This window comes from Peribacillus sp. FSL P2-0133 (genome assembly GCF_037975445.1).
Taxonomy (GTDB): domain Bacteria; phylum Bacillota; class Bacilli; order Bacillales; family DSM-1321; genus Peribacillus; species Peribacillus simplex_E.
In genome coordinates this window covers 4417326-4442471 of sequence record NZ_CP150254.1, presented here as the reverse complement: position 1 = coordinate 4442471, position 25146 = coordinate 4417326, and the positions used below count along the sequence as shown (strand labels likewise).

The window sequence follows — 25146 nt, the reverse complement described above, 5'->3', positions numbered from 1 at the left end:
ATGCAAGCTGTAATCGAAAAACAGGGTAACGGGATTATTGCAAGATTCGATCGCCTGTTCAATCATTCGGTGGAAAAGGTATGGAGTGCTTTAACGGAGAATGATAAGGTGGAAAAGTGGATGTCCAACCTGGAAATGAAGGACCTTCGAAAAGACGGGACCATCAAATTCAATTTCAATGATGGGTCAGGGGAATCTTTTGATATGAAAATAAGGGATTTCCGGGAATCCGCCGTATTGGATTTTGATTGGGGTGACGGCTGGGTTCGTTTCGAGGTATCCCCTGAAAAGGATGGATGCTCATTAGTATTGAAAGAATCCATCACGCCGATTAATGATCATACTTCAAAGGATTTGGCAGGCTGGCATGTTTGCCTCGAAATGTTGAGTGATTTACTTGCTGGTCATCATCAGGACTTCCCGATGGATGAATGGGAAAAATGGCATAAGGAATATACGGCCGCCGTCGAACGACTTGATGGATGAATGGAATGCGTTGGATACAGAAGACGGCCTAAAACCGAAGTGATGCTTCTGCTATGAAGGAAGTTTTTTTGTTGATATACCAGTTGGTTCCAGAGGCTACAAAAAACATTCAAGCCATCATCCAAAGCATTCTGTCGGATACAGAGGAATTGCTGAAAACGACCAATGAAACGAATCAAATCAGCAAGGATCAGAAAAATGCCCTGATCACGGTAAGTGAAGCCATGAAAGAGCTGGAGGATTCCGCAGGAGGATATCCAATTCAATTCAGGAAGAAACAAGATCCATTGAAAGCATCAATCAACAAAAAGAAACGGTAATTAAAGTGATAGAAGAAATCACCGCCGTATCACTGCAAACGACAGCTTCATCAGAAGAAATTGCATCATCGATGGAGGAACAAGCCGCTTCATCCAATGAACTTGCTGAATATACACAGCAGCTTACACAGTTAATAAATGATTTGGAGGATACGCTGGGGGAATTCCAGATAAAGAATTAGAGGAACTGAAAACATAAGCGTTGCAAAGGGGAGGCCACAAAGTGGTTTTCCCTTTTTTTGTTAGATTGTGTAGGGACTTAACCATGATTCCTTGAACGGGGCATCTCTCTTTAGTGGATAAAATCACTAGAAGTACAAAAGTACAATTTAGAGGGACTAGGCAAGAATCCATGCTTATTTTACTAAGGGGAATAATATATAGGAATCGGACAAGTAGGGTCCAATGGCTCAAGGCCCAAAAAGGGGAGAACAACATGCATTTCGAAATTGGAATGACTATTTTTGTGTTCGTCACGACAATGATAGTTATATTATGGAGGCCAGGAGGTATCAATGAAGCATGGCCAGCTTCAATCGGTGCAATGATAATTTTACTGACTGGCACAGTATCCCATGGTGATATTTTGGATATCATCAATAAAATCGGGGGCGCATCGATCACCATCATGGCAACGATTGTCATGGCTGTAATCTTGGAAAGTTTCGGCTTTTTTCATTGGGCGGCTGCAAGGCTTGCCATCCTGGCTAGAGGATCGGGGTACCGCCTGTATTGGTACATTCAATTATTGTGCTTTTTAATGACCTTGTTATTCAATAACGACGGCAGCATCATGATTACGACCCCCATCTTAATCTTGCTTCTGAAAAATCTCAGATTAAAACCGCATGAAGCCATCCCGTATCTTTTGAGTGGAGCATTGATTGCGACAGCTTCGAGTGCGCCTATTGGCGTGAGTAATATTGTTAATTTAATCGCTTTGAAAATTGTGCACATGACGCTTTATATGCATACTGCCATGATGTTTGTACCTGCTACTCTGGGGTTGATCTTTATGTCATGGTTAATGTTCGTAGTGGTCAAGAAAAAATTGCCCAAGAAATTACCGAATAATTATTATGACATTGAGGAACGTTTCTTTACTAAGAATTTCCACCCCTTAAAGGGAAAAATGACGGTTGAAACAAAAAGGCAACGCACAAAATTCATGTTGAAAGTTTTGCTCTATGTGTTCGTGGTGCGCTGTTTACTCTTTGTAGCTTCTTATTTATCCATTCCAATCGAGTGGGTAGCTGTACTTGGTTCTTTATCTTTACTGATCTGGAGATGGTATCATTTACGGACAAATCCTGTCGATATCTTAAAAAAGACCCCATGGCACATCCTGATATTCGCATTCTCCATGTATGTCATCATTTATGGACTCCATAATGTAGGGCTTACAGCCATGCTCGTACAGATATGCGAACCGATTGTAAACCAAGGGCTACTGAGTGCGAGCTTTGTCATGGGAGGATTGGTTTCGATTCTATCAAACATTTTCAACAATCATCCAGCATTAATGATAGGTACCATTACCTTAACGGAAATGGGACTTGATCCGATCACATTAAAAACTATCTATCTAGCTAATATAATCGGTAGTGACATGGGATCCTTGTTATTGCCCATCGGTACTCTTGCCTCACTTATCTGGATGCATATCTTGAAACAAAACAAATTGGAAATAAAATGGAAAGATTATTTAAGCGTATCCCTGATAGTCATACCAATAGCGACAGTGGTGACACTGCTCTTATTATATTATTGGGTGCAAATGATTTTTAGCTGAATAACCCCCTAGGAGGAGATAGTAATGAGTGATGCGTTTGCATTACTGGGTAAACAGATTGATGTTCAACTCTCAGGTAAAAAAACTTTCAAAGGAATTCTAACTGATCTGAGCACAGATATTCTAGTGTTGTTTAATGGACAGCAGTATTTGTATTTTCCAATGCTGCACGTCCATCGATTCAATCTGAGTACAGAGATAGATAACGAGATTAAATATCCTATAGAGTCCTCCATGATGGAAGACATGGCTTCCATTTCCTATCGTAAAACGCTAATGAACGCAAAAGGGGTTTTTTCAGAAATCTATGTTGAGGGGCACATTCCTTTACACGGTTATATCACCAATGTTTTCAATGATTACTTTGCGTTCTACTCGCCTGTATATAAAATGATGTATGTATCACTGTATCACCTTAAATGGCTTACTCCGTATAATCAAAATGCCACACCCTATACCCTCGGTAAAGAGAATTTTCCCGGCAATCCTTCAGGTGTGCCAATGCTTCGTTCTTTGGAAGACCAATTAAAGAAAAATGCAGGAAAGCTTGTAGTATTTGATGGGGGAGAGGACCCTATGAAAATCGGGGTGATAAAAAAGGCTGACAACAACTTGGTTGAGTTAACGACAGCCAGCGGGGATAATGTGTTTTTGAAGCTTGCACATATTAAAACGGTGTACATGCCATAGTTTCATAGAAACGCGGGGAGAGCATTTAAGCTTTCCCCTTATTTTCTTTGCTAGATGATGGGTGATACCAACGGATTCGGGTTCCTGATCAAAAATCCATCGCCTTCGTAATCAATTTCCGTTTGATCTGTAAAATGGGAGTCCGATGGGTCGAGCAACATTTTTATATCATGTAAAACGAGTATTTCCTCGTGCTCTTTTTTAGAGATTGCCAAGCTTAATGTATAGTTCATCTGGTTACAGCAAGGTCTGTATAGGCCAAACCTCAAATACGTTTCCCCTCCCAAACTATGCTGCATATCTTTAATTGCCTGCCGGGCTTTGTCTGTCATTTTTATCAAAATGTTCACTCCTATATCGTTATCCACTTCATAAATAGGTCAAGCCGTATATGCACGTCATGATCGGGATTCCTCTAATCTAACTTTACCCATTCTGCATAAAGAAATAAAATCCTCTAGGAATTCTTCGATTTCCAACTTTTCTCGGGTGGGAGTGTTTTATTGTCAGACTGATGAGTTTATGTAAAAAATAGGCTAAAGGTTTCATTGGGTTCGCCGATAATATTGTTGTCATGAACATTAAGGCACATTCATTTGGGTGGATGATAGGATAGAAGATTCACATGATGGGATTTACTTGAACATCGTAAATTTAAAAATATTTCAGCGTATAAAGGAAGGGTTAAAATGTTGAATCGAAAAATAAACTGTATGATACTTACGTTGGTATTCATGGTTTGTTTCACTTTTTTACCTGGCTTAAAGGCCGAGGCTGCAGATCCTGTGCATACTGTAATCTCTGGCGAAACGGTAGAATCGATTGCCAGGACATATGATATATCGGCTGAGCAATTAATGGAAACGAATGGTTTACCGGATGATAAGTTATTTGCGGGCCAAAAGTTGACAATCATTCAAACGGCGTATACTCCTTCCATCTATCAATGGTCGGAGAGAGGAAAAAAAATTGCGAGGTATGCGAAATCCTTTATAGGGTTTATAAAGACAGCTGGAGAGGAGACGCCTGAAAAAGGGTTTGATTCGAGCGGGTTGATTCATTGGGTGCTTTCCCAGCAAAATGTGCCGGTTGACCGTTTGACAGTAGATGGTTTTTATAAGCAAGGGATGGATACAGCCACTCCGAAAACCGGGGATATTATATTCTTTCTGGAAAAAGACAGCTTAAAAGTAGTGACCGCAGGTATTTATGTCGGCAAAAACCAATTTGTCAATTCAGGATATGGCGCAGAAACGGTTCAGGTGAGATCCACTACAGAAGATTACTTTGCAAAATACCAAGTGGCGTACAAAACATACACGCCAAAAGGGGAGCATCTCGTCCAAACGGGAGAAACGCTTAAAAGCATATCGGAGAATTACAGCATTTCCATGAGTACGATCAAAAATCGTAACGCGTTAAGTACTGATGAGTTGATGCAAGGGCAATATCTTCAACTATACAGCAACCCGTTATATCCGTTTTATGTAAACGAGGAGGCTGCATATGATAAAGCATACGATGTCATCAAGTATGCATACACTTTACGCGGATTCCCCTATGTTTTCGGGGGAGAAGATCCGATGAACGGAATGGATTGCAGCGGCTTCATTTATTGGGTCATGAAGGAGCAGGGTCTTTCAGTTAAACGGGGTTCCGCAGAGGATTACTTCTCATTGCTGCCCAAAATCGAAAATCCAAAGGCAGGGGATTTAGTATTTTTTAGCGACACAGGAACAAGGCTAGGTGTGACCCATGTAGGCATATATCTAGGTGATGGCCGTTTTCTCCATACAACGGAAAACGCAGGCGTTCATATCTCCAACCTTTCGTCAGGTTATTTTGCCGATAAATTCGAAAGCTTCGGTGAAGTTGAAAGCCTTATTGACTAAGAAGCTCATTCAACCTGTTTATATTCAAGAGTCGCTTTTTCAATGGCAGTAACAAACCGTTTAAAAAGATCACATGGATTGCCCCTGTTCTTACTGGTAAAGTCATCACCTTTGAAAAAGCTTTTTCTAAGCTTTGTGGAAAGTTCCAATTGCACGCCTGCACCCGTCTTGGATGTGTTGGTGATGTTGTTTCCTTTCATGCCTGAAAGGTGCTGCGGTGCATGATCAGTTTGAAATCCAGCTTTGTTGAGGCATTGCTGAATAAGGTTCTTATAGGGTTCATTCCTTCCGCCAATGTAAACCAGCGCATTATGTACGTCGTAGTGTCCATGGATAGAAAGGGTGGTCTGAGCGTTCGCTGCCATTGAAACGCCGCCCGGTTCATTGAACAAGCAGGATGTTATATGGAGGACCTGGTTCCCCCTTGGTTTAAGACCTTCGAATAGATAGGTGCTTGCACGAAGTCTCTGTCCAAGTGCGGCTGCAATCTTGCTAGTTCCCGGTTCGATGTTCCCGCCGTGTATGGCTAGAATTGCGATATCAGGATTCCTGTGATGAACGATGATGCGGTAATCGATGTCTTCTTGTTCATTTTGCTGCAGTTCAATAAAATCAGTATAGCTATTTTCTTTCATGGTTATCCTCCATATCTGAAGCGTAATTAATCTTCCATATCCGATGACGGCAAAAATAAAAAAAGCGGGGATACCCCCGCTTTTTTTATTCTTCGACAGTCGTATACTGTTCTATTTTCTTTTGCTCTTCGGGTGTTAAAGTTTCTGTCCGTTTAAAGATATTCATGGTCACAAGCAGGGCTGCTATTAGAAAAACGGGTATAACCCAGCTTGTTATTTTTTTTACGATATTCATATTCTAAGTCCCCTTATCCATCGCTAAAATTCATATGATATTTAGAAAAGGAGGGGCTGGATTGCACTCTTATTGCTGGGCTTTCCAGCTTCCATTTCTTCTTTTATCCCCAGCTCCGGATACTTGTCCATTTTTCTCGTTTTTAACGAGTACTTGAACCCCGCCGTAATACATGGGGGAAATCTTCTGGATGACTTCATATCCTGAATCTTCCAAGTCTGATATTATTTCATCCGAAAGTCTGGATTCCGTATAAATCTTCTTTCCATCAAAGACGAACCGATTACGGTCGATGATATCCTGAAATGAGCCTTCATTCTCTGTATAAGAATAAAGGACCTGCATCAATACTTGAGGAATCCTATCGCCGCCTGGTGAGCCGATTCCGATCGATTCCTGCCCTGGTTTCTTGAGAATGGTAGGAGCGGTGAACGTTCTTGACCGTTTATATGCCTCTTGGTCGTTCAAGCCGGACCGGAAATTTTTCAATTGATCGTTAAGGAAAAATCCATTCGTATAATCACCAGATCCGAAAAAGTTACTGAGCGTATTTGTTGCGGAAACGACAGTGCCATACTTGTCCATGATCACAAAATGTGTCGTACTTTCATGTTCTTCGGATCCATTCGATTCTTTATCTTCCCATTTTTCACTTTTGATCTTATTTTTAAGATTGTCCAAGTGAATGGGGGAGAGCAATTTTTCCGCCTTAGAGTGACTTATTCCATCTCCAATATTGGCGGACCGATCTTGATAAGCGGTATCTGTGATGCCCCCCAAGACCTTCATATAAGTTGATTTGCTTGAAGAATCACCGAGGTTCATTTCCTCGGCGAGCTTTAACATTTCAAGAACGGTAATCCCTGAAAAGGGCGGAGGGGCGGTAAAAGCATCATAACCGGCAAATGTTCCTTGGACCGGCTTACGTTCTTTCACCTCATAGCGCTTTAAATCCATCAAGTCGATATCTGTTTCCCTTTTAATATCCCGTGCAATTTCCCCTTTATAAAAACCATCAGGACCTTCCTTTTGAATCTGCTTCAATGTTTCAGCAAGTCTTTCTTGGACAAGGGTTTTGCCTGGTTCAATGGCATCGCCCTCAGGATAAAATAATGATGTCCCATCGGAAGATATCCTTGGCTGAGCTGCTTCTAAGCGCGATGATAAAATCTCATCCACTTTAAACCCGCCTTCAGCCAAGTCGATCGCCGGCTGAAGAAGATCAGCCATTGGTACGCTCCCATACTTATCACTTATAACCTGCATGCCGGCCACTAAGCCAGGAATCCCTGTATCGTGTCTTGAACTTGGGTCTTCCGGAGAGGATTCACGATAATCGATAAAATTGGGTTCGCCGGATTCCGGTGCAATCAGCATACCGCCGCCGCCGCCCACGCCAGATCCAAAAGGTTCAACTACACCTAATACATAAGATACCGCAATGGCGGCATCCGCCGCCGTTCCACCATTATTTAATATATCCATCCCGACATCTATTGCGATTGGGTTTGAAGAACTGACCCCATATGATTGTTCCGTTTTACTCTCTATCGGATCATTCGTGTCAGAAATAGGGGGTGTCTTCGAACATCCAGCAATATATATGAGTATGCTTATGGGAATGAGCACTTTTCTCGTCATACGGTTAATCATCGATTACTCCCCCTTCTCGTTGAGCTTCCAAGTTGTTTCTCTTTTCACATAGTAGTATCCAATCGATCCTTACTGAATGGGCTGTATGTCCTGTTGTATAGCTTGTGTTGCCTTTTTCTCTTGTGCAGCTTTCTTTTCCTTTGCTTCTTTCGCTGCCTTTGCTGCTTTTGCTGCTTTTTCTTCTTGCTCACGTTGTGCCTTATGGTCGATTACCTTCTTGTGATCCATGGTAATCTCGATGCGATCCTCTTTTTTCGACCATTGGGCGTTTTCACTCGTTTCCTTCGTCAACTGACGGTATACACGTGATTTATCGATTGAAGAGGTGGCTGGCCTTGGTGTTGCTTCTTCAATTTGCAGTGGAACGACATCGATTGTAGCTTTTCCGTCTTCCGCTAAATGGTATTGAACCATGGCTGAATCCTTTGTGCGTGTCCAGCCTTGATCGAAAATGAAATTTCCTAAACTATAGAAAATGATTCCATCTTTATACACATCAAACGATTGAAGCACGTGTGGGTGATGGCCGATGATGATGTCAGCCCCAGCATCGATGATAGCTTTAGCCAAGTCCGTTTGACGGGCGGTTGTAGATGTTGAATACTCTTGTCCCCAGTGCATATTCACCACAACCAAGTCTGCATTGCCTTGCTTGGCATCCCTTGCTTTGCCGATCATTTCAAATAATAAATCAGGGTTGGAGTTCAATAGTCCGGCTTTAGCACTTTTTGACACGGCATCCTTACCGTAAACATCTGTGAAGCCAAGTGTTGCGACGCGTACGCCATTAACATCCGCATAGTCGATGCTATTTTTAGCTTCCGTAGTGTTCGATCCAACACCGACATAGTGCATATCCGTACTTTTGAATTCATCAATCGTATCAAGAAGTCCTTGTTCTTCATAGTCCATCATATGGTTATTGGCCAAATTCATTACTGAGAAGCCAGCATCTTTAACAGCTTCCACACCGCTAGCATTGGAGTTTAACCGTATGGGCGTATCCGCTCCCTTGTAGTTGGATACTTCTTCTTTTAAAGCGGTATGTTCATAATTCCCACTGACATAGTCTGAATGGGCAAAATAGGGCTTCATATAACGGAAGAGGTATTCATACCCGTGCTTTTCCGTCACTTCTTCAACATTACGTCCCATCATCACATCACCGACCATTGTCATAGTCAATGGATGATCAGATTTTGAAGCGGTTGTTTTCACTTCCTCAGCCCGTCCCATCCAAGTGGTAATGACTAAAGCGATTAGTAATATAGGTAGTATGATTCCAGTGTATTTAAGATTCTTTTTCTTCGTGCGTTTAATAAAGATAAGTGTTTTTTCTTTTGCATTTAAAGTCCGTTTCATTTTTTGCACCTCAGAATAGGTAGTACACGTTCATTAAACCGAAAGTCAAGCCGGATAATAAAAGCGTGCTGCCAAGTGTCAATGGCATTCCTTGTCTTTGTATGGTATTCGCTATCAATCCGGGTACAATTATACCGATTCCCCGAAACTCGAATATTTCAAATGGCATGACGGGGTAGACGAAGTCCAATAGGAGTTTCAAGCAAATCCCGGTCACCATCATGGCTGCGAATTTTCTTCTTCCATATAAAATCACCCATCTTGAAAGGCCGTGAGTTACGATCAAATAAGTTACGACACTAATGATCAGGATGGTCAGCATGATTTCCCATTGGTCAAATACTAATGCCAAATAACCTGGCACGATAAGTCCTGCGGGTACGACACCCGTCTTTTCTGAAAATATAAGGCTAAGCGTTACTCCCAGTACTAGGGCTACATATAAATCCGATCCAAACATTAAGGTTCCTCCTACTTAACTTGCTTTTTGCTTTGTTTTAGATTTCATGAATGCTTCAATTAAAGGTTCCGCTGCACCGTGAATATTCCCGACACCGTAGACGATGCGATTTTTCATCAATGGGCGGAGGCGGGCCACGATTTCTTCAGTTGACCAGTTTTCTAAATCCCAATATTCTTTTGTATCCAATTGACCTTGCTCGAATGCCCGAGTGATCGGTGATGTGGTTTCACCAATGGAAATGACGATTTCAGATTTTATGTAAGGCAATACATCTCTAGCAAACTGCTCGGTACGGTCCACGCGGTCGGGACGGCAATTCATGATGACGATAGGAGGTTCTGTGCTGTATCCGAACGTATTGACACGTTCCCAGATGTTCAGCGTCGATGACGCGTCATTTGCAGCAAAGCCATTGACAAAGAAAGTTGGCTGGATGGGATCCCCGAATTTGGTGATCCGCATGGCACCTGGATCGGGATGCGCATTCAACATTCCGCGAAAAGCCGTTTTTTCATCGATGCCCAAAGCTTCCGCAACGGCCAAGGCCAGTGATGCATTATCAGGAAATACCATATAGTCGAATTCGCGTAGAAAATCTTCCGAAATTCTCGAATTGTCTGCAACGATTACTTTTGTGTTGCGTTCTTTGGCAATTTGCTTGAAAAAGTCCAAATATTCACTTTCGATAGTTATTAGGTGACCATTATAGGGAATAGTAGCAGTGAAAGCTTCAGCAACCTCATCCAAAGTCGGTCCCATGACATCCATATGGTCTTCCAATACATTCACGATTACGCCAATGTTTGCTTGGATCATTTTGTTTTGGAAGATTAGTTGATAGTCAGGCTGTACGGCCATGCACTCACAAACCAGTGCTTCCGTGCCTAAGTCGGCAACTTCTTTAACTACACGCCGCTGTTCTCCTATGTTGGGTCCTTCCGGGCGGCGTACAATCGGTTTTTCCTTATCGGTAAACCAATAGATCATTCTTGCTGATGTTCCGGTTGTTTTACCTACTGTTTTGTACTTAGCTTCCTGGATCACACCTGTAATTAGACGCGTTACAGTCGATTTCCCCCGAATCCCATTCACATTCACACGTACCGGGATGGAGTCGAGACGCTTCTGATGGCGTTTTTGTTCGAAAATACCATAGCCAAGCAAAAAGATCGCACAAATAAATATCGGTGCCATTTTTTAACCTCTCTTTTTTTCAAATATTTGAATTACTGAATACACACTACATGATTTTAAACTTAATAGGCAAGGGCTAATTATTTTATCGTAATATAGTTATTATCAGCTTTTTCAAATAAATGTATATTGGAGTGTAATAGTATCTAATGGGATAAATTGTTTTATGAGTACAAAGTTATGGCTGGAAATCGAGGGAATACTCGGTTGTTTTACACTAAATTATGGAAAGTTTAATAAAAAAACCATTTTGGTCAGAATCAAAGTAGTTTTATGAGCATTTGAACCTGATTCCTAATGGCTATATTTGAATAATATTTGGTTTTTAAAAGTGACGTTTATTACAGTTCGGTAATTGTTTATACCCATTGTTCGACATAAACGTAACAATATTTATGCATTTGTCATTCAATGTAAGATATTGCATCTAACGACTCAATTAGTTGAACTCTTTTGAATTTGGACAAAGATGAGTAAAAGAACACATCTCTTTTTTTTTATATTTTCCGGTTTTTTCCTCATGGAATACCCACGGGACTATAATTGATCTTTTACCTGAAACATGAAATAAACTAAAGTTAACCCATTTTATTAAAAAAATACCTAGTTTCTTCTATAGATATAGTGTTTATATAAGAATGCAAAATAAAAAAAGCTCAGAAGCATATCTGAGCTTTCGGCTTATATATTGTTAATGAATGGAATGGTCACGAATCTCCGTTTATCATGGAGATTTAACGTTCGTGGGTCTTGAGCTGCATCATTGGTAGCTGATTATGGAAGGAATCTGGTTAACTGGATTTCTTTCTGTCAGAAATCTCAAGGTTGGAGCCCTTTTTACCGCCATCAATCACATAAAATCTAGGAGCTAATCTCCTTCTTTTTCTTTGATTGTCAGGATTCATCTTCATATAATTTTCGTATTCTTTGCGAAAGAATTCTTCGGTTTCCCGTTCCAGTGCTTTTCTTTCGTTAAAATCTGTTATGAATTTGAAAAAACGTTTCATATGAATTCCTCCTTATGGGGTTAAAAGGTCTTAGTTTAATAGTAACATATCATTAGTGAAATTTAACCTTTTTTTACAGATTTGGAGTAGAAATCGTGTCTTTGTGTGAATAAAGTTGTGAACGGTTAGATTCGAGAGAAAGCATGCAATGGATCATTACTGAGTAGAAGTGCCCGTGCATGGTGTTGAAAGGAAATGTCGGGATTTGCAGTAGCGGTTATTGGAAGTGATGGATATTTAAGTTAAAATATTCCTTTAATTAATTATACACTAAATATTCTGAAAATAAAGGAAAACATTCACTTCCAGCCGCTTTTGATAGATTTGCTTTTTAATGATTTATTATTGTGTATAGTTATTTATTCCCCGAATATACGAAAATGAAACAACCTATATAATGGGAAGGAAAAGCAATTTCCCGCATTCATGTGACGGGAAATTGCTAGTGTCATAATTGGAATTTCTTAACCTGTTCAGTCAGCAGTTCTGCCGAAGATGCAAGTTCACTGGCATGATGCGTGATTTCATCCATTGAAGAGCTGGATTGCTGAGCAGAGGCGGAGACTTGTTCGATTCCAGCCGCGGACTCTTCAGAAACCGCTGCGATATCTTCGATAGCCTGATTGATATTTTTGCTATTTGTGGAGATATAGTTCAATTCGTCTGTTATATGCTGTATTTTCATTTCCATATTCCCGACAGAGTGATTGATTGTTTCAAAGGTTTGGCCTGTGAGCGTGATCTGTTTCGTGCCTTCATCCACTTGTGTATAACCATCTTCCAGGGAGTGGACGACTGTTTTTGAATCCGTTTGAATGGCGGAGACAATATTGGTGATATCCCCAACGGAGTGTGTGACCTCTTCAGCGAGTTTCCGCACTTCATCGGCGACGACGGCAAAGCCCTTGCCATGTTCACCAGCACGAGCGGCTTCTATGGCAGCATTCAGCGCCAATAGATTGGTTTGATTGGATATATCCTTGATGACCTGCACAAGCTGTGAAATTTGCTGCGATTGAGAATCCAGCCCTTTCACTTGATCTACGGCATTTTTTACAATCCCATCAATACATTGCATCTGTTGGACTGAGCTGCGCATTAAAGTGGTGCCCTCCTTGGTCAAGGAAAGGATTTCGGTTGAACTTTTAGCTACATCCACTCCTTCTAGGAAGGCCAACTCGATCCTACCGGTGAAATCATCCATCATCCGAACCATTTCAGATGCCCGGTTGGCTTGTGACTCCGAACCTTCCGAAAGTTCATACATTGTAGTCGCTATTTGTTTGCTGCCCTGCTGCACTTCATTTGCTGATTGAGTCAGATCCTCACTTTGGTTGGAAACGGATTCGGACACAACGAGCATTTTTTCAATCGTATCACGAAGGTTTTTCTGCATTTGGTTGGCGGATACCGTTAATTCGCCCATTTCATCATATGACTTTTGCTCCAGGGGCTCATGATTCAGCTCTCCTTCAGCCACCATTTTCATCCTGTCCCTGATTTTAAGGAGGGGGGTGGTAATGAGGTTGGCAGTCACAAGCGCCAGCAGAAGGCCGATAAGGACTGCCGCAATGGATATGATGATACTTGTCGTCTTAACCGATTTCCCGCTTGCGATGACGGTTTCACCAGAAGTGACAATCAATTCCTCGCGTTCAGAAGCAAGCTCTTTGAAACCCTCCATTACTTCATTGCTGATTGGTGCCACTTCATTTTTGAGTATCTCTTTCGCGCGTTCTTCATTTCCCTTTTCATATTGTGGAAATACCCGGTCTACAATCATGGTCCTCCAATCCACGCTTTTCTCGATCAATTCCTTCGCATTATCAGAATCGCTTAAAGCGAGGAGATCCTCCTGGAGGACCTTGCTGTCTTCGGTATATTGTAAGAACCTTTCTTTATAACTCTCGTCACCATATAGAATATAGGCTCGGGCGAATGCGGTTCTTTGTGCTAGATTATATTGCAGTTTTTCATCTTGGATAAGAAGCGGAAGTTCCTTTTCGATGATATCCTGGGAATATACCAGAGACTTGTTGCTGCTGTAAATGTTGTATGCTCCTAAGATGACACATAAAGATATGATGAGTGAAAATGCCACCAATATCTTTCCTTTAATGCTTTTCAAATTAATGGACCCCTTTATCGATATTTTATTCATACTATTTTATCGGACGGATAATGGGATATTTAAGCAATGAAAAGATAACCAAATTTTCCATCAGATCTAATATTCACTAAATATAATCATCTTGATTTATTATCGTTTTCAAGTTACTATTGACTTGGAAAAATATAATATTCCGCGTTAAGGCGGAAGAGGTTCTAGCTACCCTCTCAAAAAAACTAAGGAGAAACAGTGCTCTATTCTTAGGGTGCTGTTTTTTTCCGTAAAAAGGAGTTTTATAGAAATGAAGAAGAAAGAAAAGGCAGTGGTTGTGTTTAGCGGAGGTCAGGACAGTACGACGTGCCTGTTCTGGGCATTGGAGAGATTTGAGGAAGTGGAAGCCGTGACGTTCGATTATAATCAGCGGCATAGCTTGGAAATCGAATGCGCTCAAAACATTGCCAAGGAATTGGGCGTGAACCATCATATCCTTGACATGTCGCTGCTGAACCAGCTGGCACCGAATGCATTGACGAGAAGTGATATTGCAGTGGCGGATGGAGAAGAAGGGGAATTGCCGTCGACGTTCGTACCAGGGAGGAATTTGCTGTTCCTTTCGTTTGCCGGAGTGCTGGCGAGTCAGATTGGCGCTAAACATATTGTCACCGGTGTTTGTGAAACGGATTTCAGCGGATATCCTGACTGCCGCGATGTATTCATTAAATCGTTGAATGTGACCTTGAACTTGTCGATGGACCAGTCATTCGTGATTGATACGCCGCTTATGTGGCTTAATAAAGAAGAAACATGGGAGCTTGCGGATCAGCTTGGTGCATTCGACTTTGTCCGCGAAAAGACCCTGACTTGCTATAACGGGATCATCTCCGACGGCTGTGGAGATTGTCCGGCATGTAATCTGCGGAAAAAAGGACTGGATGATTATGTAAGCAGACGGAAGGTGCTTTCATGATGTACGGTTTTACTATAGTGGATAAACTCCAAAAAATAGATGAAGATATTCAGCGCAGCCAATTGAAGTATACAAACAAGAGGGTTCTCGTGAGTAAGGAATTCACCTTTGACGCGGCGCACCATCTGCATGACTATGAAGGAAAATGCAAGAACCTGCATGGCCACACATATAAGGTCATTTTCGGATTGAGCGGGTATACGGATTCACGCGGTTTGATGATAGATTTCGGGGACATCAAGGATATATGGAAAAATGAAATTGAAATCCACCTGGATCATCGTTATTTGAATGAAACCCTGCCGCTCATGAATACAACAGCTGAAAATATGGTTGTCTGGATTTATGAAAAAATGGCCGAAGCCCTTTCATTGAAAGAATATGAGGGTGCTAGAGTCGAATTTGTTCGACTATACGAAACGCCGACAAGCTATGCCGAAGCCAGACGGGAGTGGATGGAAAGTGAGTAAACTCCCGGTTATGGAAATCTTCGGACCGACCATCCAAGGTGAGGGAATGGTCATTGGTCAAAAAACCATGTTCGTTCGGACGGCTGGCTGCGATTATTCATGTGCCTGGTGTGATTCCGCATTTACTTGGGATGGCACCGGTAAGGAAGATACCGTCCAGATGACTGCTAGAGAAATATGGGATGAGCTGAAGCGAATTGGGGGTTCTGGTTTTTCCTTCGTGACGATATCAGGCGGAAACCCGGCTCTGCTGAAAAACCTAAACGGCTTGATAGCGATCTTACATGAAAATAAAATGAAGATAGGTGTCGAAACACAAGGGAGCCGATGGCAGGATTGGTTTCTCGATATTGATGAACTGACGATTTCACCTAAGCCGCCGAGCTCTAGAATGAACACGGACTTTACGGTGCTCGACAAAATCATCTCGAACCTTGCCAATCGAAATCCGGAAAACCATGTCTCATTGAAGATTGTCGTCTTTAACGAGGAAGATTATCAATATGCCAAACATGTACATGGGCGTTACCCGGATATTCCTTTCTATTTGCAGGTCGGCAATGACGATAGCAGGACGGCGGATGATCGTCAATTGATCAGCGGTCTTTTGAAGAAATACGAAGAGTTAATAGATAAAGTGATAGCAGATGATGAATTGAATGATGTGAAAGTGCTGCCCCAGCTGCATACCTATATATGGGGAAACAAGCGGGGCGTATAAAGAAAAGTGAGCAAAAGGCAGTGTGATGGCGTAATCACACTGCCTTTTATGCTTTTTACAGCCTTTGAATGTGTGTAGCTTTGAAGGAAGATGTGTATTTGAGGCCATACCCAAATAAGCGATCCATTCCAATATGTGCGGTCCAAATTAAACCAATCATCAACCATGTATCAGAGTTTAGAAAAATGGCAAGCAATATCATGAAGATGGACAGGGTATAAGTGTGAAATAGGTTATAAACCTTTGCTCCAATTCGATCATTGATCAGATAGGCCAGCATGGAAACATCAGGAGACAAAATCAATAACAGGAAAATCCACCAGCTGAATTCATTTAACGAATAGATGTAAATCACTGCTAAAAGAACCATGAGTCCTTCAATATGAAGGAATTTCTTTACCATTTTAAAACCCTCCAATGTATATTTGACCAATGGTCAATAATGTTCGAAAAAATTATATGATGTTTCCGATGATATTTTTTACATGAAAATAAGCTAAGCCTTTTACATCTTCATAAGATAGTTCAGAATTAATATAAAAAGTGATAAATCCGTGAAGAGAAAGAAAAATCGACCATATGGATGCAGGATTCAATTTGTTGTCCGTTAGGTCCGTCAGGGACTGGATTAGCTTTTCGTATGTTTTATTAGAATCGAATTGAAGTAACTGCTGAATTTCTTTTTCCTTCGATAAAAACATGATGGAATAATGATTCTGTTGGGTTAAACCGAACTCCAAGAAGCACAATAAAATCTTTTCCATTTTTACAGAAGGGTCATTTTCTGAAATGGTGATATCATCGATTAAAGTATTTAAAACGGAAAAATCCGTTTTCACCAAACTATAAAATATTTCTGCCTTATTTTTAAAATGATAATAAATGGCTCCATGGCTGCAATCCAATGATTTAGCCAATTGCCTCATTGAGACATTCGAATACCCTAACGTTGCAAAAAGGTTTCTGGCTTCATTCAAGACCATGTCCCTGGACAATTCTTTACCTGCCGATTTCCTTGGCGACATCTTGTCACCTCCTAATTTATTGACCACTGGTTAATAAAGATGATATCTCACTGATTTACAAATGTCAATTATTAGATCATATTATAAATTACTGTTTTTTTTAGGGGGACTTTTCCATTTAATGAACTGGAATTTCACCTATGTTGCAAAGGAGAGGATGCAGGACATTGCCTAAGGAATACCAGTTAGCTTGCTAATGGGTACAATGTTCTCTAACCCATAGCAACTCAATGAAACAGGTACGGAAATATTTATGTCCTGAAACAGAAAAAAGGAACCAACTATATATGCGCTTGACGTATTTCAGTACCATTAATACCCTAATATGGTACTATTGTGGTATTAATAGAGCGTTGGAGGGGATATAAATGAAAAAGAAATTCGGTATTTTGGGTTCAATTATCATAGTCTTGACCGGCCTTTTTTTATTCACTAAACCGTATAAAGATAAAACAAAACCTGTAGAAGACATTTTTAAAGTGAATCAACCAGATCAGGTAATAATAAATGAAATGATAACGATAGAAGGTATTGATGAGGTTAATCCAGGTGATATCGATTTGAATGATGAAGAAGAAATAATAAAATTGGTAAAAAAGCAATATGAGCAAAGTGAAAAGGGGGAAATAATTTTTACAGAAAAAAATCAATGAAATCACCTACCTGTAATGTGTAAACTATTGGGGGAGGCGGAAGTTATTGATAGTTTTGGATAGTATCTATGGGAAACACATTGTAGAGGGAGTTCTTGAAGAGCTGATTCTAAGCAAACCCGTCCAAAGATTGAAGGGGATACATCAAGGCGGGGCAAGTTATTTAGTTAATGAGAAGTGGGACGTTACACGATTTGACCATTCACTTGGTGTGATGCTTTTAATTAAAGCGCTTGGAGGTTCATTGGAGGAACAAATCGCGGGCTTGCTGCATGACGTATCCCATACTGCATTTTCACATGTTATTGATCTCGTTCTGGATTGTAAGGATGAAGATTATCATGAAGAGATATATGATCATGTCATTATGGAATCCGAAATCCCATTTATACTGAAGAAGCATGGATCTGATTGTGAAGTCATAGTTCAATCAAAATGGGAATTGCTTGAACAGCCAGCACCTGAGTTATGCGCCGATCGGGTAGATTATACTCTCCGGGATATGTATCAATATGGACATATCACACTGGAATCCGTTCAAGACTTTTTAGATCATGTAATCATAATAAATGGAAGGATGTATCTGGATAATATTGAATCGGCGGAATGGTTTGTGAAAACGTATTACAGCGAAGTTATTGATTTTTTCATGAACCCACTTAATATATATGGTTATGATATATTGGCAAAGACCTTAAAATTGGCTTTGGCTAAAAACCTGATCAGCCTTGATGACTTACTCGGTACAGATGAAGAAGTCATGTCCTTGTTAAGCTCCGCTGATGACCATGAGGTGCAAAATCTTTTAAAACGGATCCATGGTAACGTAAAGGTGATAGAAAATCAATTGGTATACGACATACATAGGAAAAACAAAGTGCGCCTCATTGATCCTTCCGTTATTCAAGGAACCCAATTATTAAGAGCATCCAGTTTATCAGAAAAAGTCAAGAAAATGGGAATTGAAGCTTATAAAAAAGCTTCGAAGGGCATATATCTAAAAGTGATTTCCGATTGAATTTCGTGTCAAACCATAACTAAAGTAAAAAACTCAAGGGTGATATTCATCCTTGAGTTTTTTCTCGGAAACATTTAAAGTCTCCTCCCGTATGCTTTCTTTGACCTTGATTAACAAATGCAGAATTAGGAAATAGGTAAGACTTATCAATAGGACACAACATGCTTAAAAATCTTAAGTACCATTGTTCTGGGAGTCAGGCACGGCCAACTGCATTTTTAGTGATCTTTCTAATCTGAACCAGCACCTTTTAAGAATTAAAAAATTATTGATGCTCTCAAAGTATTAACCCCATTTTCTAAATAACCCTTTAAACATGTTAATGTATAAACCCAACCTTCCTTTTGTCCTATCATTTTATTTATCAATTCGGGGTCGTCCTCTTTCAAACCTGATTCGTTCACTTCAATAATTGTACTCATTTTACCCAACTCTTTTAGTGTAATTGTAACAATCGTTTCTTGATCATTTCCTCCCCATGAGAACACGATTTTCCTATTTTCCTCTACTTCCAATACATTAATAACCACTTCAGCATCGTATTCGTTATATCTCAATGTAAGCGTCCTGCCTTGTTCCCATCTTTCAGAACTCGATGAGAACCAGAAATTCCCGATTCTTTCTGGGTCCACTATGGCTTCAAACACTTCATTGGTTGGTTTGACTATTTTAAATTTCGTGATTATTTGCGTATCCATCACTATCAACTCTCTTTCTTTGTGTCTTTATAGTTTTCCACTACCACTTAATTATTCCGATCTACTGTTATTGGCGGCAGGGTCCGTCCAGTTTCAAGCAAGCTCTTCAGGTTACTTAGAATCGCTGGCCATCCATTATTCAAGCCTTCAAAGGTATTATCATCATATACGAAATCCGTCTCCAAAAGCTCCTCATGCCTAAGCGTTAACTTCACAGTCGAATCATCCATAGTCTGCAGTATAAAAGTGACACGAGTAGGCTGCTCGCGAGGTGTTTCGTCTCCTGTCATGTTCCAAGTGAACGAGAGCAGGTGCAGCGGCTCACACTTGAGTACTTTACCATGATCAGTAATACGCCCATCTTCCAGCAAATATTTAACGCTTGAGCCTTCTTGCCAGTCAGACTGGACTTGGCATCCAAAATGGTACTTCTTCGTGACTTCACCGCTAGTAAGGGCTTCCCAAAGCTTCTCTGGTGGGGTTGCGATATAAATAACATGAACAAACGATGGTTTTTTCATCATCTTTTTCCTCCTCGCGTTTTTATACCTCATATCAAGATCGTAACATTATTCTATCAATCATTGTCGGCTTTTCATATACAGCCGGTCAAGCAGTTTTCTGCGACAAAAATCGGCCATATGGAAACTTCTTGATTTCCAATCGCTTTCAAGCTACGATAAATAAGGAAAATGATAATCCGCTCGGGCGGAAGAGGTTCTAGCTACCCTCTCAAAAAAACTAAGGAGAACAGTGCTCTTTCTTAGGGTGCTGTTTTTTCTGTATAAGGAGAATCAAGAAATGTTAAGAATTTTATTGTATTTAGTATCCATCATCACGGCGAATGTGGTTACAGCAGCTTTTGCGCCATTGCATTTTGGCATGTTCATCATTCCGATGGGTACATTGCTCATTGGGGGAACCTTCATCTTTCGAGATCTGGTCCAGAATAAATTCGGCCGCACGAAGACCTATATATGTATCGTCACTGCACTTATTTTATCTGCGTGTGTATCATTCTTATTAGGGGATACGTTATTGATCGTATTTGCTTCCGCATTATCGTTCGTGGTCGCAGAAACAGCGGATACGGAAATTTATACCCGTTTAAAACTCCCGATGAGTTGGAGGGTGTTTTACAGCGGAATCGTTGGAGGATTTTTCGATTCGGTGATATTTGTCGTGATTGGCCTAAGTCCGTTGGGTGCCAATATATTGCCATGGGAAGCAGTACCAGCTGCGGTCATCGGCCAAATCATCGTTAAAACGATCATTCAGTCAATTGGTGCCATACTGTTGGGACGAATCAATGTAGAACTGGAGAAACGTGTAGTCTCCAGTTAAAGCTAGGAGGGATGCACTCGATGGATGGAACCAAAAAAGAACAAGATAAATGCTATTGCCTCGAGGCCTTTCGTGAAAAATATGGCCCGCATGTTCAAGGGGAATGTATGAAGCTCTCCTGCGCCAATTATCGCAAGCATAAAGGAATAGACAAAAAAGGACCTAATTAGGTCCTTTTTTTGCGTGAATGGAGTAACTCACGAGTAAAAGGTGCGATATTCTGAGTACAGCACCAATTTACGAGTAAATAGAGAAAATTCACAAGTAAAAGTGCGAAACTCACGAGTAAAACAGCAAAACTCACGAGTAAAAGTGTGAAATTCACGAGTAAAAGTGCGAAATTCACGAGTAAAAGTGCTAAACTCACGAGTAAAAGGTGCGAAATCATTAGTGCAGCACCAATTTACGAGTAAATAGCGCAAACTCACGAGTAAAAATGCAAAACTCACGAGTAAAACAGCAAAACTCACGAGTAAAAGTGTGAATTTCACGAGTAAACGGTGCGATATTCTGAGTACAGCACCAATTTACGAGTAAATAGAGAAAATTCACAAGTAAAAGTGCGAAATTCACGAGTAAAAGTGCGAGACTCACGAGTAAAAGTGCGAGACTCACGAGTAAAAGTGCGAGACTCACGAGTAAATAGCGCAAATTCACAAGTAAAAGTGCGAAACTCACGAGTAAAAGTGCAAAACTCACGAGTAAAACAGCAAAACTCACGAGTAAAAGTGTGAATTTCACGAGTAAACGGTGCGATATTCTGAGTACAGCACCAATTTACGAGTAAATAGAGAAAATTCACAAGTAAAAGTGCGAAACTCACGAGTAAACGGTGCGAAATCATTAGTGCAGCACCAATTTACGAGTAAATAGCGCAAACTCACGAGTAAAAGTGCAAAACTCACGAGTAAAAGTGTGAAATTCACGAGTAAACGATGCGATATTCTGAGTACAGCACCAATTTACGAGTAAAACAGCAAAACTCACGAGTAAAAGTGCAAAACTCACGAGTAAAAGTGCAAAACTCACGAGTAAAAGTGCAAAACTCACGAGTAAACGATGCGATATTCTGAGTGCGGCACCAATTTACGAGTAAAACAGCAAAACTCACGAGTAAAAGTGCAAAACTCACGAGTAAAACAGCAAAACTCACGAGTAAAAGTGTGAATTTCACGAGTAAACGGTGCGATATTCTGAGTGCAGCACCAATTTACGAGTAAATAGCGCAAATTCACGAGTAAAAGTGCGAAACTCACAAGTAAACGGTGCGATATTCTGAGTGCGGCACCAATTTACGAGTAAATAGCGCAAACTCACGAGTAAAAGTGTGAAATTCACGAGTAAACGGTGCGAAATCATGAGTGCGGCACCAATTTACGAGTAAATAGCGCAAACTCACGAGTAAAAGTGCAAAACTCACGAGTAAAACAGCAAAACTCACGAGTAAAACAGCAAAACTCACGAGTAAAAGTGCAAAACTCACGAGTAAACGATGCGATATTCTGAGTGCGGCACCAATTTACGAGTAAAACAGCAAAACTCACGAGTAAAAGTGTGAAACTCACGAGTAAAAGTGCGAAACTCACAAGTAAATAGCCCATACTCTCGAGTAAACGCTCATAATTCATGAGTTTACTACTACATTCTATGAGTAATACTCTTTGCACTAGTATTCGCTCCAAACTCACGAGTAAACAGCAAAAAAAGCTTCCTGCACATTTCCAATAATGGGTGCAGGGAGCTTTTTATTTTGTTTAGAATTGCTCTGCGCTTTTCTGGACTAATTTTTCCAGGAAGTAAAAGCATTCTCGTTTCCGTTCAAGTTCGGTTTGTCCATTTTCGGTGACATGATAATATTTCCTGCGGCTTGATTCTGACTCTTTCCAATGGCCTGTTATGAATTCTTTTTTTTCTAATCGTTTAAGGGCGGAGTAGAGGGTGCCTTCACTTATTTGATATTTGCCCATGCTCATTTCCTTCAGGATCTTCGTGATTTCATAGCCGTATAGCTTTTTTTGTGAAAGAAGTGAAAGCAAAAGGAGGTCAATGCTTCCCTTCATTAATTCTTTATCCAAATAAATTCTCCTCCTTTTCATTTTTAAAGTGTAATACGTTTGTACATCGTATCACAAGGTGCATTTTACTTTTCTTAAAAAAAATGGTTAAATGACGATTGCTAAATAATTTTAATCATAGTAAAATGTGCTTCGGAACGGATGAGTTGCGAAGAGTGTGGTAAGGATATTATATACATGATTTAATTGTTTTAATGAAAATTCGGAATAGGATAGAAGAATCACTACTCAAGGGGTATTAATTGATTTTTTTTTGAAAATCATATAGATTCTATTTATCAACAAGAGCAAAGAAAGAAGGTCCTAGATAGATGAAAGTGAAAGCACCTGAATCATTCACATACAGAGGTGGAAAAAGAGCTGTTCTTTTACTTCACGGGTTTACCGGAAGTACAGGAGATATGAAGAAATTAGGAAAATACTTGAATGATCTCGACTATACTTGCCATGGACCTCTTTATAGTGGGCACGGAGTATCAGCCGAGGAACTTGCAAAAACAGGTCCAAAGGAATGGTGGAAAGACGTAGTTGATGGTTATCAATTCCTTAAAGAGGAAGGCTATGAGGAAATTGCTGTTGTAGGAATTTCTTTAGGAGGAGTTTTCTCATTAAAAGTGGGAATTGAATTGCCTGTAACAGGGGTGGTTTCAATGTGCGCTCCGACGCAAGGAAAAAGTATCGATCGACAAAAGAACCGCTTGCTCAATTATGCACAGGCTTATAAGAAGTTTGAGGGCAAAGATGCAGACCAAATTGCTGCGGAAGTGAAGCTGCTGGCAGAAGAGCCTATGCCTCAACTAAAAGATGTGTTGAATATTATAAATGAGACAGGTGAAGATTTAGATTTAATCACATCACCAACTCTTGTTTTACAAGGGCGTTTGGATGATCCCGACTATACGGAGAGTGCTACAGCGATTTTCAATGAAGTCGATACGCAGCATAAACACTTGATATGGTATGAAAAATCAGGTCATATCATCACATTGGGTAAGGAACGTAATCAAGTGTATGAAGATGTTTATAAGTTCTTGAATACATTGAATTGGTCGGAGTAATAAGCGAGTTAATAAATCCCCTTTAAGTTGACGTGTTATAAGCCTACAGTCATAAGTAGGCTTTACACAATGCTTGAGGGGATTTTATTTTGGCTGCAAACGAGTAACTATTTGTAGAAAAAGACCTTTAGGTTATCGTTATTATCAAGAGTTGCTAATAAAATATCGTTCACGTCGGAATTATATGTTGTTTTGATTTTTTTTTTCAGCCATTCTTCGTCTTTACCTCCCCGATTTAATTCTTTAGAATCAATCTTCCCCTCTTTAATGATCGTTTTAGGAAAATTGAAGGCAGTTGTTGCTAGGTGCATATCTGCTGGTGTTACTGCTTCATATTGAGGGAATAGAAACAATGAAATGGTACCACCCGGTTCCCATAGTGCAAGGGATACCTTTTGAATATCTTCGACCTTTTCTTTTCTTAATTCCGATAATAAATCATCGATGGAGATTCGGGCCCTTGCTAGACTTTTGTAAATGATTTGTCCATTTTCGATAAGCGGAAAGGGGTCGGAGTCAAAAAAACTTCGGAGTTTGCCCCACTTAAGGCTCGTAAACACACTAATTATATATAAGATGACTAATGCAAAGGCCGTGATCATTGAGCCCTTCAAACCTAACTGTTCATCAGACAAAGGGTGGGCAAGAATATTCCCAATAATTAATGCCATTATGAAATCAAGTAATCTTAACTGGGAAATGGATCGTTGCCCCATCAATTTAACCAAAAAAATTAAGAAGAAGAAGGATATAATGGCTCTTAAAGTCCACTGAATTGCAGTAAGACTTTCCTGGCTATTAAAAAAATCCACAAAAAATTCACGTCCTTATTTCCTGTAAAGGAGATGTAGTGGTTAATATGGTGAATTGAAACAACTGGGAGGGTTTAAGCCAGCCCCTTCATTAGTATTACCCAACATTGGCCCCTTGGAGACTTTCTTGACTGTTTTCGAAAAATTTATATTAATATAACAACTTTGAAACGTATTGTAATTAAAAATAAACTGATTTAAAATGATATCTTTCCTGAGAAATTTATTTAAAAAATATCCTTGTATAATATCAGTGATGATGGTCTGATAGTTTCTACCTGGCAGCCGTAATGCCGGACTACAAGGAAGTATGAAAATAGAAGAGATGAATAGGTTTATGTTGGTTCGCTTGAAGAGGCTTGATCCACAAAACGTTTCAATAAAGGCTCTTACTTTTTCACACTTTCTTCCTGCGGCTGAAAGTGTAAAAAGGTGAGGGCTTTTTATATAAAAAAAATGAATGGGA

The 25146-nt window shown here is 40.2% G+C and carries 29 protein-coding genes and 3 riboswitches; of the genes, 14 read left to right on the top strand and 15 right to left on the bottom strand.

The window, feature by feature from the left end; all coding sequences use genetic code 11:
- The 5 genes from MKY17_RS21360 to MKY17_RS21340 all read left to right on the top strand — a co-directional run bounded on the left by MKY17_RS21360 (position 1) and on the right by MKY17_RS21340 (position 3288).
- Positions 1–486 carry an SRPBCC family protein gene (locus MKY17_RS21360; RefSeq protein WP_144549110.1) on the top strand — a complete coding sequence of 162 codons (486 nt, stop codon included), beginning with the start codon at positions 1–3 and terminating at the stop codon, positions 484–486.
- Between the two features lie 71 nt (positions 487–557).
- The gene (locus tag MKY17_RS21355) at positions 558–806 is read left to right on the top strand and encodes a hypothetical protein (protein ID WP_339200598.1); all 249 of its coding nucleotides are present in this window, start codon (positions 558–560) and stop codon (positions 804–806) included.
- A gap of 5 nt (positions 807–811) precedes the next feature.
- Complete coding sequence (locus tag MKY17_RS21350; protein ID WP_339200596.1) at positions 812–988, top strand: hypothetical protein; 177 nt, start codon at positions 812–814, stop codon at positions 986–988.
- Between the two features lie 254 nt (positions 989–1242).
- Complete coding sequence (locus tag MKY17_RS21345) at positions 1243–2598, top strand: arsenic transporter (RefSeq protein WP_339200594.1); 1356 nt, start codon at positions 1243–1245, stop codon at positions 2596–2598.
- Between the two features lie 24 nt (positions 2599–2622).
- The gene (locus tag MKY17_RS21340; protein WP_339200593.1) at positions 2623–3288 is read left to right on the top strand and encodes a DUF2642 domain-containing protein; all 666 of its coding nucleotides are present in this window, start codon (positions 2623–2625) and stop codon (positions 3286–3288) included.
- Positions 3289–3338: 50 nt separating this feature from the next.
- Here the strand turns inward: MKY17_RS21340 and MKY17_RS21335 are convergent, their stop codons facing one another.
- Positions 3339–3620, bottom strand: a complete 282-nt coding sequence (locus tag MKY17_RS21335) for an iron-sulfur cluster biosynthesis family protein (protein ID WP_339202432.1) — start codon at positions 3618–3620, stop codon at positions 3339–3341.
- A 357-nt stretch (positions 3621–3977) separates the two neighbouring features.
- On the opposite strand from MKY17_RS21335, the gene MKY17_RS21330 reads away from it, so the two are divergent.
- Entirely contained in the window at positions 3978–5180 is a 1203-nt protein-coding gene (locus tag MKY17_RS21330; protein ID WP_339200591.1) for an NlpC/P60 family protein, read from the top strand.
- Positions 5181–5185: 5 nt separating this feature from the next.
- Here the strand turns inward: MKY17_RS21330 and MKY17_RS21325 are convergent, their stop codons facing one another.
- The 8 genes from MKY17_RS21325 to MKY17_RS21290 all read right to left on the bottom strand — a co-directional run bounded on the left by MKY17_RS21325 (position 5186) and on the right by MKY17_RS21290 (position 13857).
- The gene (locus MKY17_RS21325) at positions 5186–5815 is read right to left on the bottom strand and encodes a poly-gamma-glutamate hydrolase family protein (protein WP_339200589.1); all 630 of its coding nucleotides are present in this window, start codon (positions 5813–5815) and stop codon (positions 5186–5188) included.
- Positions 5816–5900: 85 nt separating this feature from the next.
- Positions 5901–6050, bottom strand: coding sequence for a CapE family protein (locus MKY17_RS21320; RefSeq protein ID WP_179891205.1), 150 nt, complete (start codon positions 6048–6050; stop codon positions 5901–5903).
- Positions 6051–6119: 69 nt separating this feature from the next.
- Positions 6120–7703, bottom strand: a complete 1584-nt coding sequence (locus MKY17_RS21315; RefSeq protein ID WP_339200588.1) for a gamma-glutamyltransferase — start codon at positions 7701–7703, stop codon at positions 6120–6122.
- Between the two features lie 69 nt (positions 7704–7772).
- Positions 7773–9065, bottom strand: a complete 1293-nt coding sequence (locus MKY17_RS21310; RefSeq protein ID WP_339200586.1) for a CapA family protein — start codon at positions 9063–9065, stop codon at positions 7773–7775.
- Between the two features lie 10 nt (positions 9066–9075).
- Complete coding sequence (gene pgsC, locus MKY17_RS21305) at positions 9076–9525, bottom strand: poly-gamma-glutamate biosynthesis protein PgsC (RefSeq protein WP_063232582.1); 450 nt, start codon at positions 9523–9525, stop codon at positions 9076–9078.
- A gap of 15 nt (positions 9526–9540) precedes the next feature.
- Positions 9541–10722 (bottom strand): poly-gamma-glutamate synthase PgsB, encoded by a 1182-nt coding sequence (gene pgsB / locus MKY17_RS21300; protein WP_076364471.1) that lies wholly within the window; start codon positions 10720–10722, stop codon positions 9541–9543.
- 791 nt (positions 10723–11513) lie between these two features.
- Positions 11514–11729, bottom strand: coding sequence for a hypothetical protein (locus MKY17_RS21295; RefSeq protein WP_098373637.1), 216 nt, complete (start codon positions 11727–11729; stop codon positions 11514–11516).
- 448 nt (positions 11730–12177) lie between these two features.
- The gene (locus MKY17_RS21290; protein ID WP_179891212.1) at positions 12178–13857 is read right to left on the bottom strand and encodes a methyl-accepting chemotaxis protein; all 1680 of its coding nucleotides are present in this window, start codon (positions 13855–13857) and stop codon (positions 12178–12180) included.
- A 185-nt stretch (positions 13858–14042) separates the two neighbouring features.
- Positions 14043–14085: riboswitch (PreQ1 riboswitch) on the top strand.
- 55 nt (positions 14086–14140) lie between these two features.
- Between MKY17_RS21290 and queC the strand changes: the two genes are divergently transcribed.
- The 3 genes from queC to queE are packed head-to-tail and all read left to right on the top strand — an operon-like array spanning position 14141 to position 15997.
- The gene (queC, locus tag MKY17_RS21285; protein ID WP_034309401.1) at positions 14141–14806 is read left to right on the top strand and encodes a 7-cyano-7-deazaguanine synthase QueC; all 666 of its coding nucleotides are present in this window, start codon (positions 14141–14143) and stop codon (positions 14804–14806) included.
- Entirely contained in the window at positions 14806–15276 is a 471-nt protein-coding gene (gene queD, locus MKY17_RS21280; RefSeq protein ID WP_076366231.1) for a 6-carboxytetrahydropterin synthase QueD, read from the top strand. Before queC ends, queD begins: the two co-directional genes overlap by 1 nt.
- Entirely contained in the window at positions 15269–15997 is a 729-nt protein-coding gene (queE, locus tag MKY17_RS21275) for a 7-carboxy-7-deazaguanine synthase QueE (RefSeq protein WP_339200583.1), read from the top strand. Before queD ends, queE begins: the two co-directional genes overlap by 8 nt.
- A gap of 55 nt (positions 15998–16052) precedes the next feature.
- On the opposite strand, the gene MKY17_RS21270 is transcribed toward queE, so the two are convergent.
- Both MKY17_RS21270 and MKY17_RS21265 read right to left on the bottom strand, forming a co-directional pair.
- Entirely contained in the window at positions 16053–16400 is a 348-nt protein-coding gene (locus MKY17_RS21270) for a DUF4260 domain-containing protein (RefSeq protein WP_339200582.1), read from the bottom strand.
- Positions 16401–16452: 52 nt separating this feature from the next.
- On the bottom strand, positions 16453–17022 hold the full coding sequence (locus tag MKY17_RS21265; RefSeq protein ID WP_098373642.1) for a TetR/AcrR family transcriptional regulator: 570 nt from the start codon (positions 17020–17022) through the stop codon (positions 16453–16455).
- A gap of 368 nt (positions 17023–17390) precedes the next feature.
- Here MKY17_RS21265 and MKY17_RS21260 point away from each other — a divergent pair, with 368 nt between their 5' ends.
- Together MKY17_RS21260 and MKY17_RS21255 are read left to right on the top strand one after the other, a co-directional pair.
- Complete coding sequence (locus MKY17_RS21260; protein ID WP_141992894.1) at positions 17391–17675, top strand: hypothetical protein; 285 nt, start codon at positions 17391–17393, stop codon at positions 17673–17675.
- Between the two features lie 46 nt (positions 17676–17721).
- On the top strand, positions 17722–18693 hold the full coding sequence (locus MKY17_RS21255; RefSeq protein ID WP_339200581.1) for an HD domain-containing protein: 972 nt from the start codon (positions 17722–17724) through the stop codon (positions 18691–18693).
- 257 nt (positions 18694–18950) lie between these two features.
- Here MKY17_RS21255 and MKY17_RS21250 read toward each other — a convergent pair whose 3' ends face one another.
- Together MKY17_RS21250 and MKY17_RS21245 are read right to left on the bottom strand one after the other, a co-directional pair.
- On the bottom strand, positions 18951–19391 hold the full coding sequence (locus tag MKY17_RS21250; protein WP_098373645.1) for an SRPBCC family protein: 441 nt from the start codon (positions 19389–19391) through the stop codon (positions 18951–18953).
- Between the two features lie 47 nt (positions 19392–19438).
- Positions 19439–19912, bottom strand: coding sequence for an SRPBCC family protein (locus tag MKY17_RS21245; protein ID WP_098373651.1), 474 nt, complete (start codon positions 19910–19912; stop codon positions 19439–19441).
- 187 nt (positions 19913–20099) lie between these two features.
- Positions 20100–20142: riboswitch (PreQ1 riboswitch) on the top strand.
- A 50-nt stretch (positions 20143–20192) separates the two neighbouring features.
- Between MKY17_RS21245 and MKY17_RS21240 the strand changes: the two genes are divergently transcribed.
- Complete coding sequence (locus MKY17_RS21240) at positions 20193–20735, top strand: VUT family protein (protein ID WP_063575425.1); 543 nt, start codon at positions 20193–20195, stop codon at positions 20733–20735.
- 20 nt (positions 20736–20755) lie between these two features.
- Entirely contained in the window at positions 20756–20905 is a 150-nt protein-coding gene (locus MKY17_RS21235) for a hypothetical protein (protein ID WP_179891213.1), read from the top strand.
- Positions 20906–22489: 1584 nt separating this feature from the next.
- Here MKY17_RS21235 and MKY17_RS21230 read toward each other — a convergent pair.
- On the bottom strand, positions 22490–22810 hold the full coding sequence (locus MKY17_RS21230) for a PadR family transcriptional regulator (protein WP_098372023.1): 321 nt from the start codon (positions 22808–22810) through the stop codon (positions 22490–22492).
- A gap of 311 nt (positions 22811–23121) precedes the next feature.
- Between MKY17_RS21230 and MKY17_RS21225 the strand changes: the two genes are divergently transcribed.
- Positions 23122–23868 carry an alpha/beta fold hydrolase gene (locus MKY17_RS21225; RefSeq protein WP_098372024.1) on the top strand — a complete coding sequence of 249 codons (747 nt, stop codon included), beginning with the start codon at positions 23122–23124 and terminating at the stop codon, positions 23866–23868.
- A 107-nt stretch (positions 23869–23975) separates the two neighbouring features.
- Here the strand turns inward: MKY17_RS21225 and MKY17_RS21220 are convergent, their stop codons facing one another.
- A complete protein-coding gene (locus MKY17_RS21220; protein WP_098372025.1) occupies positions 23976–24680 on the bottom strand; it encodes a DUF421 domain-containing protein in 705 nt (234 codons plus the stop codon).
- A gap of 220 nt (positions 24681–24900) precedes the next feature.
- Positions 24901–25001, top strand: a riboswitch (purine riboswitch).
- Positions 25002–25146 lie beyond the last annotated feature (145 nt).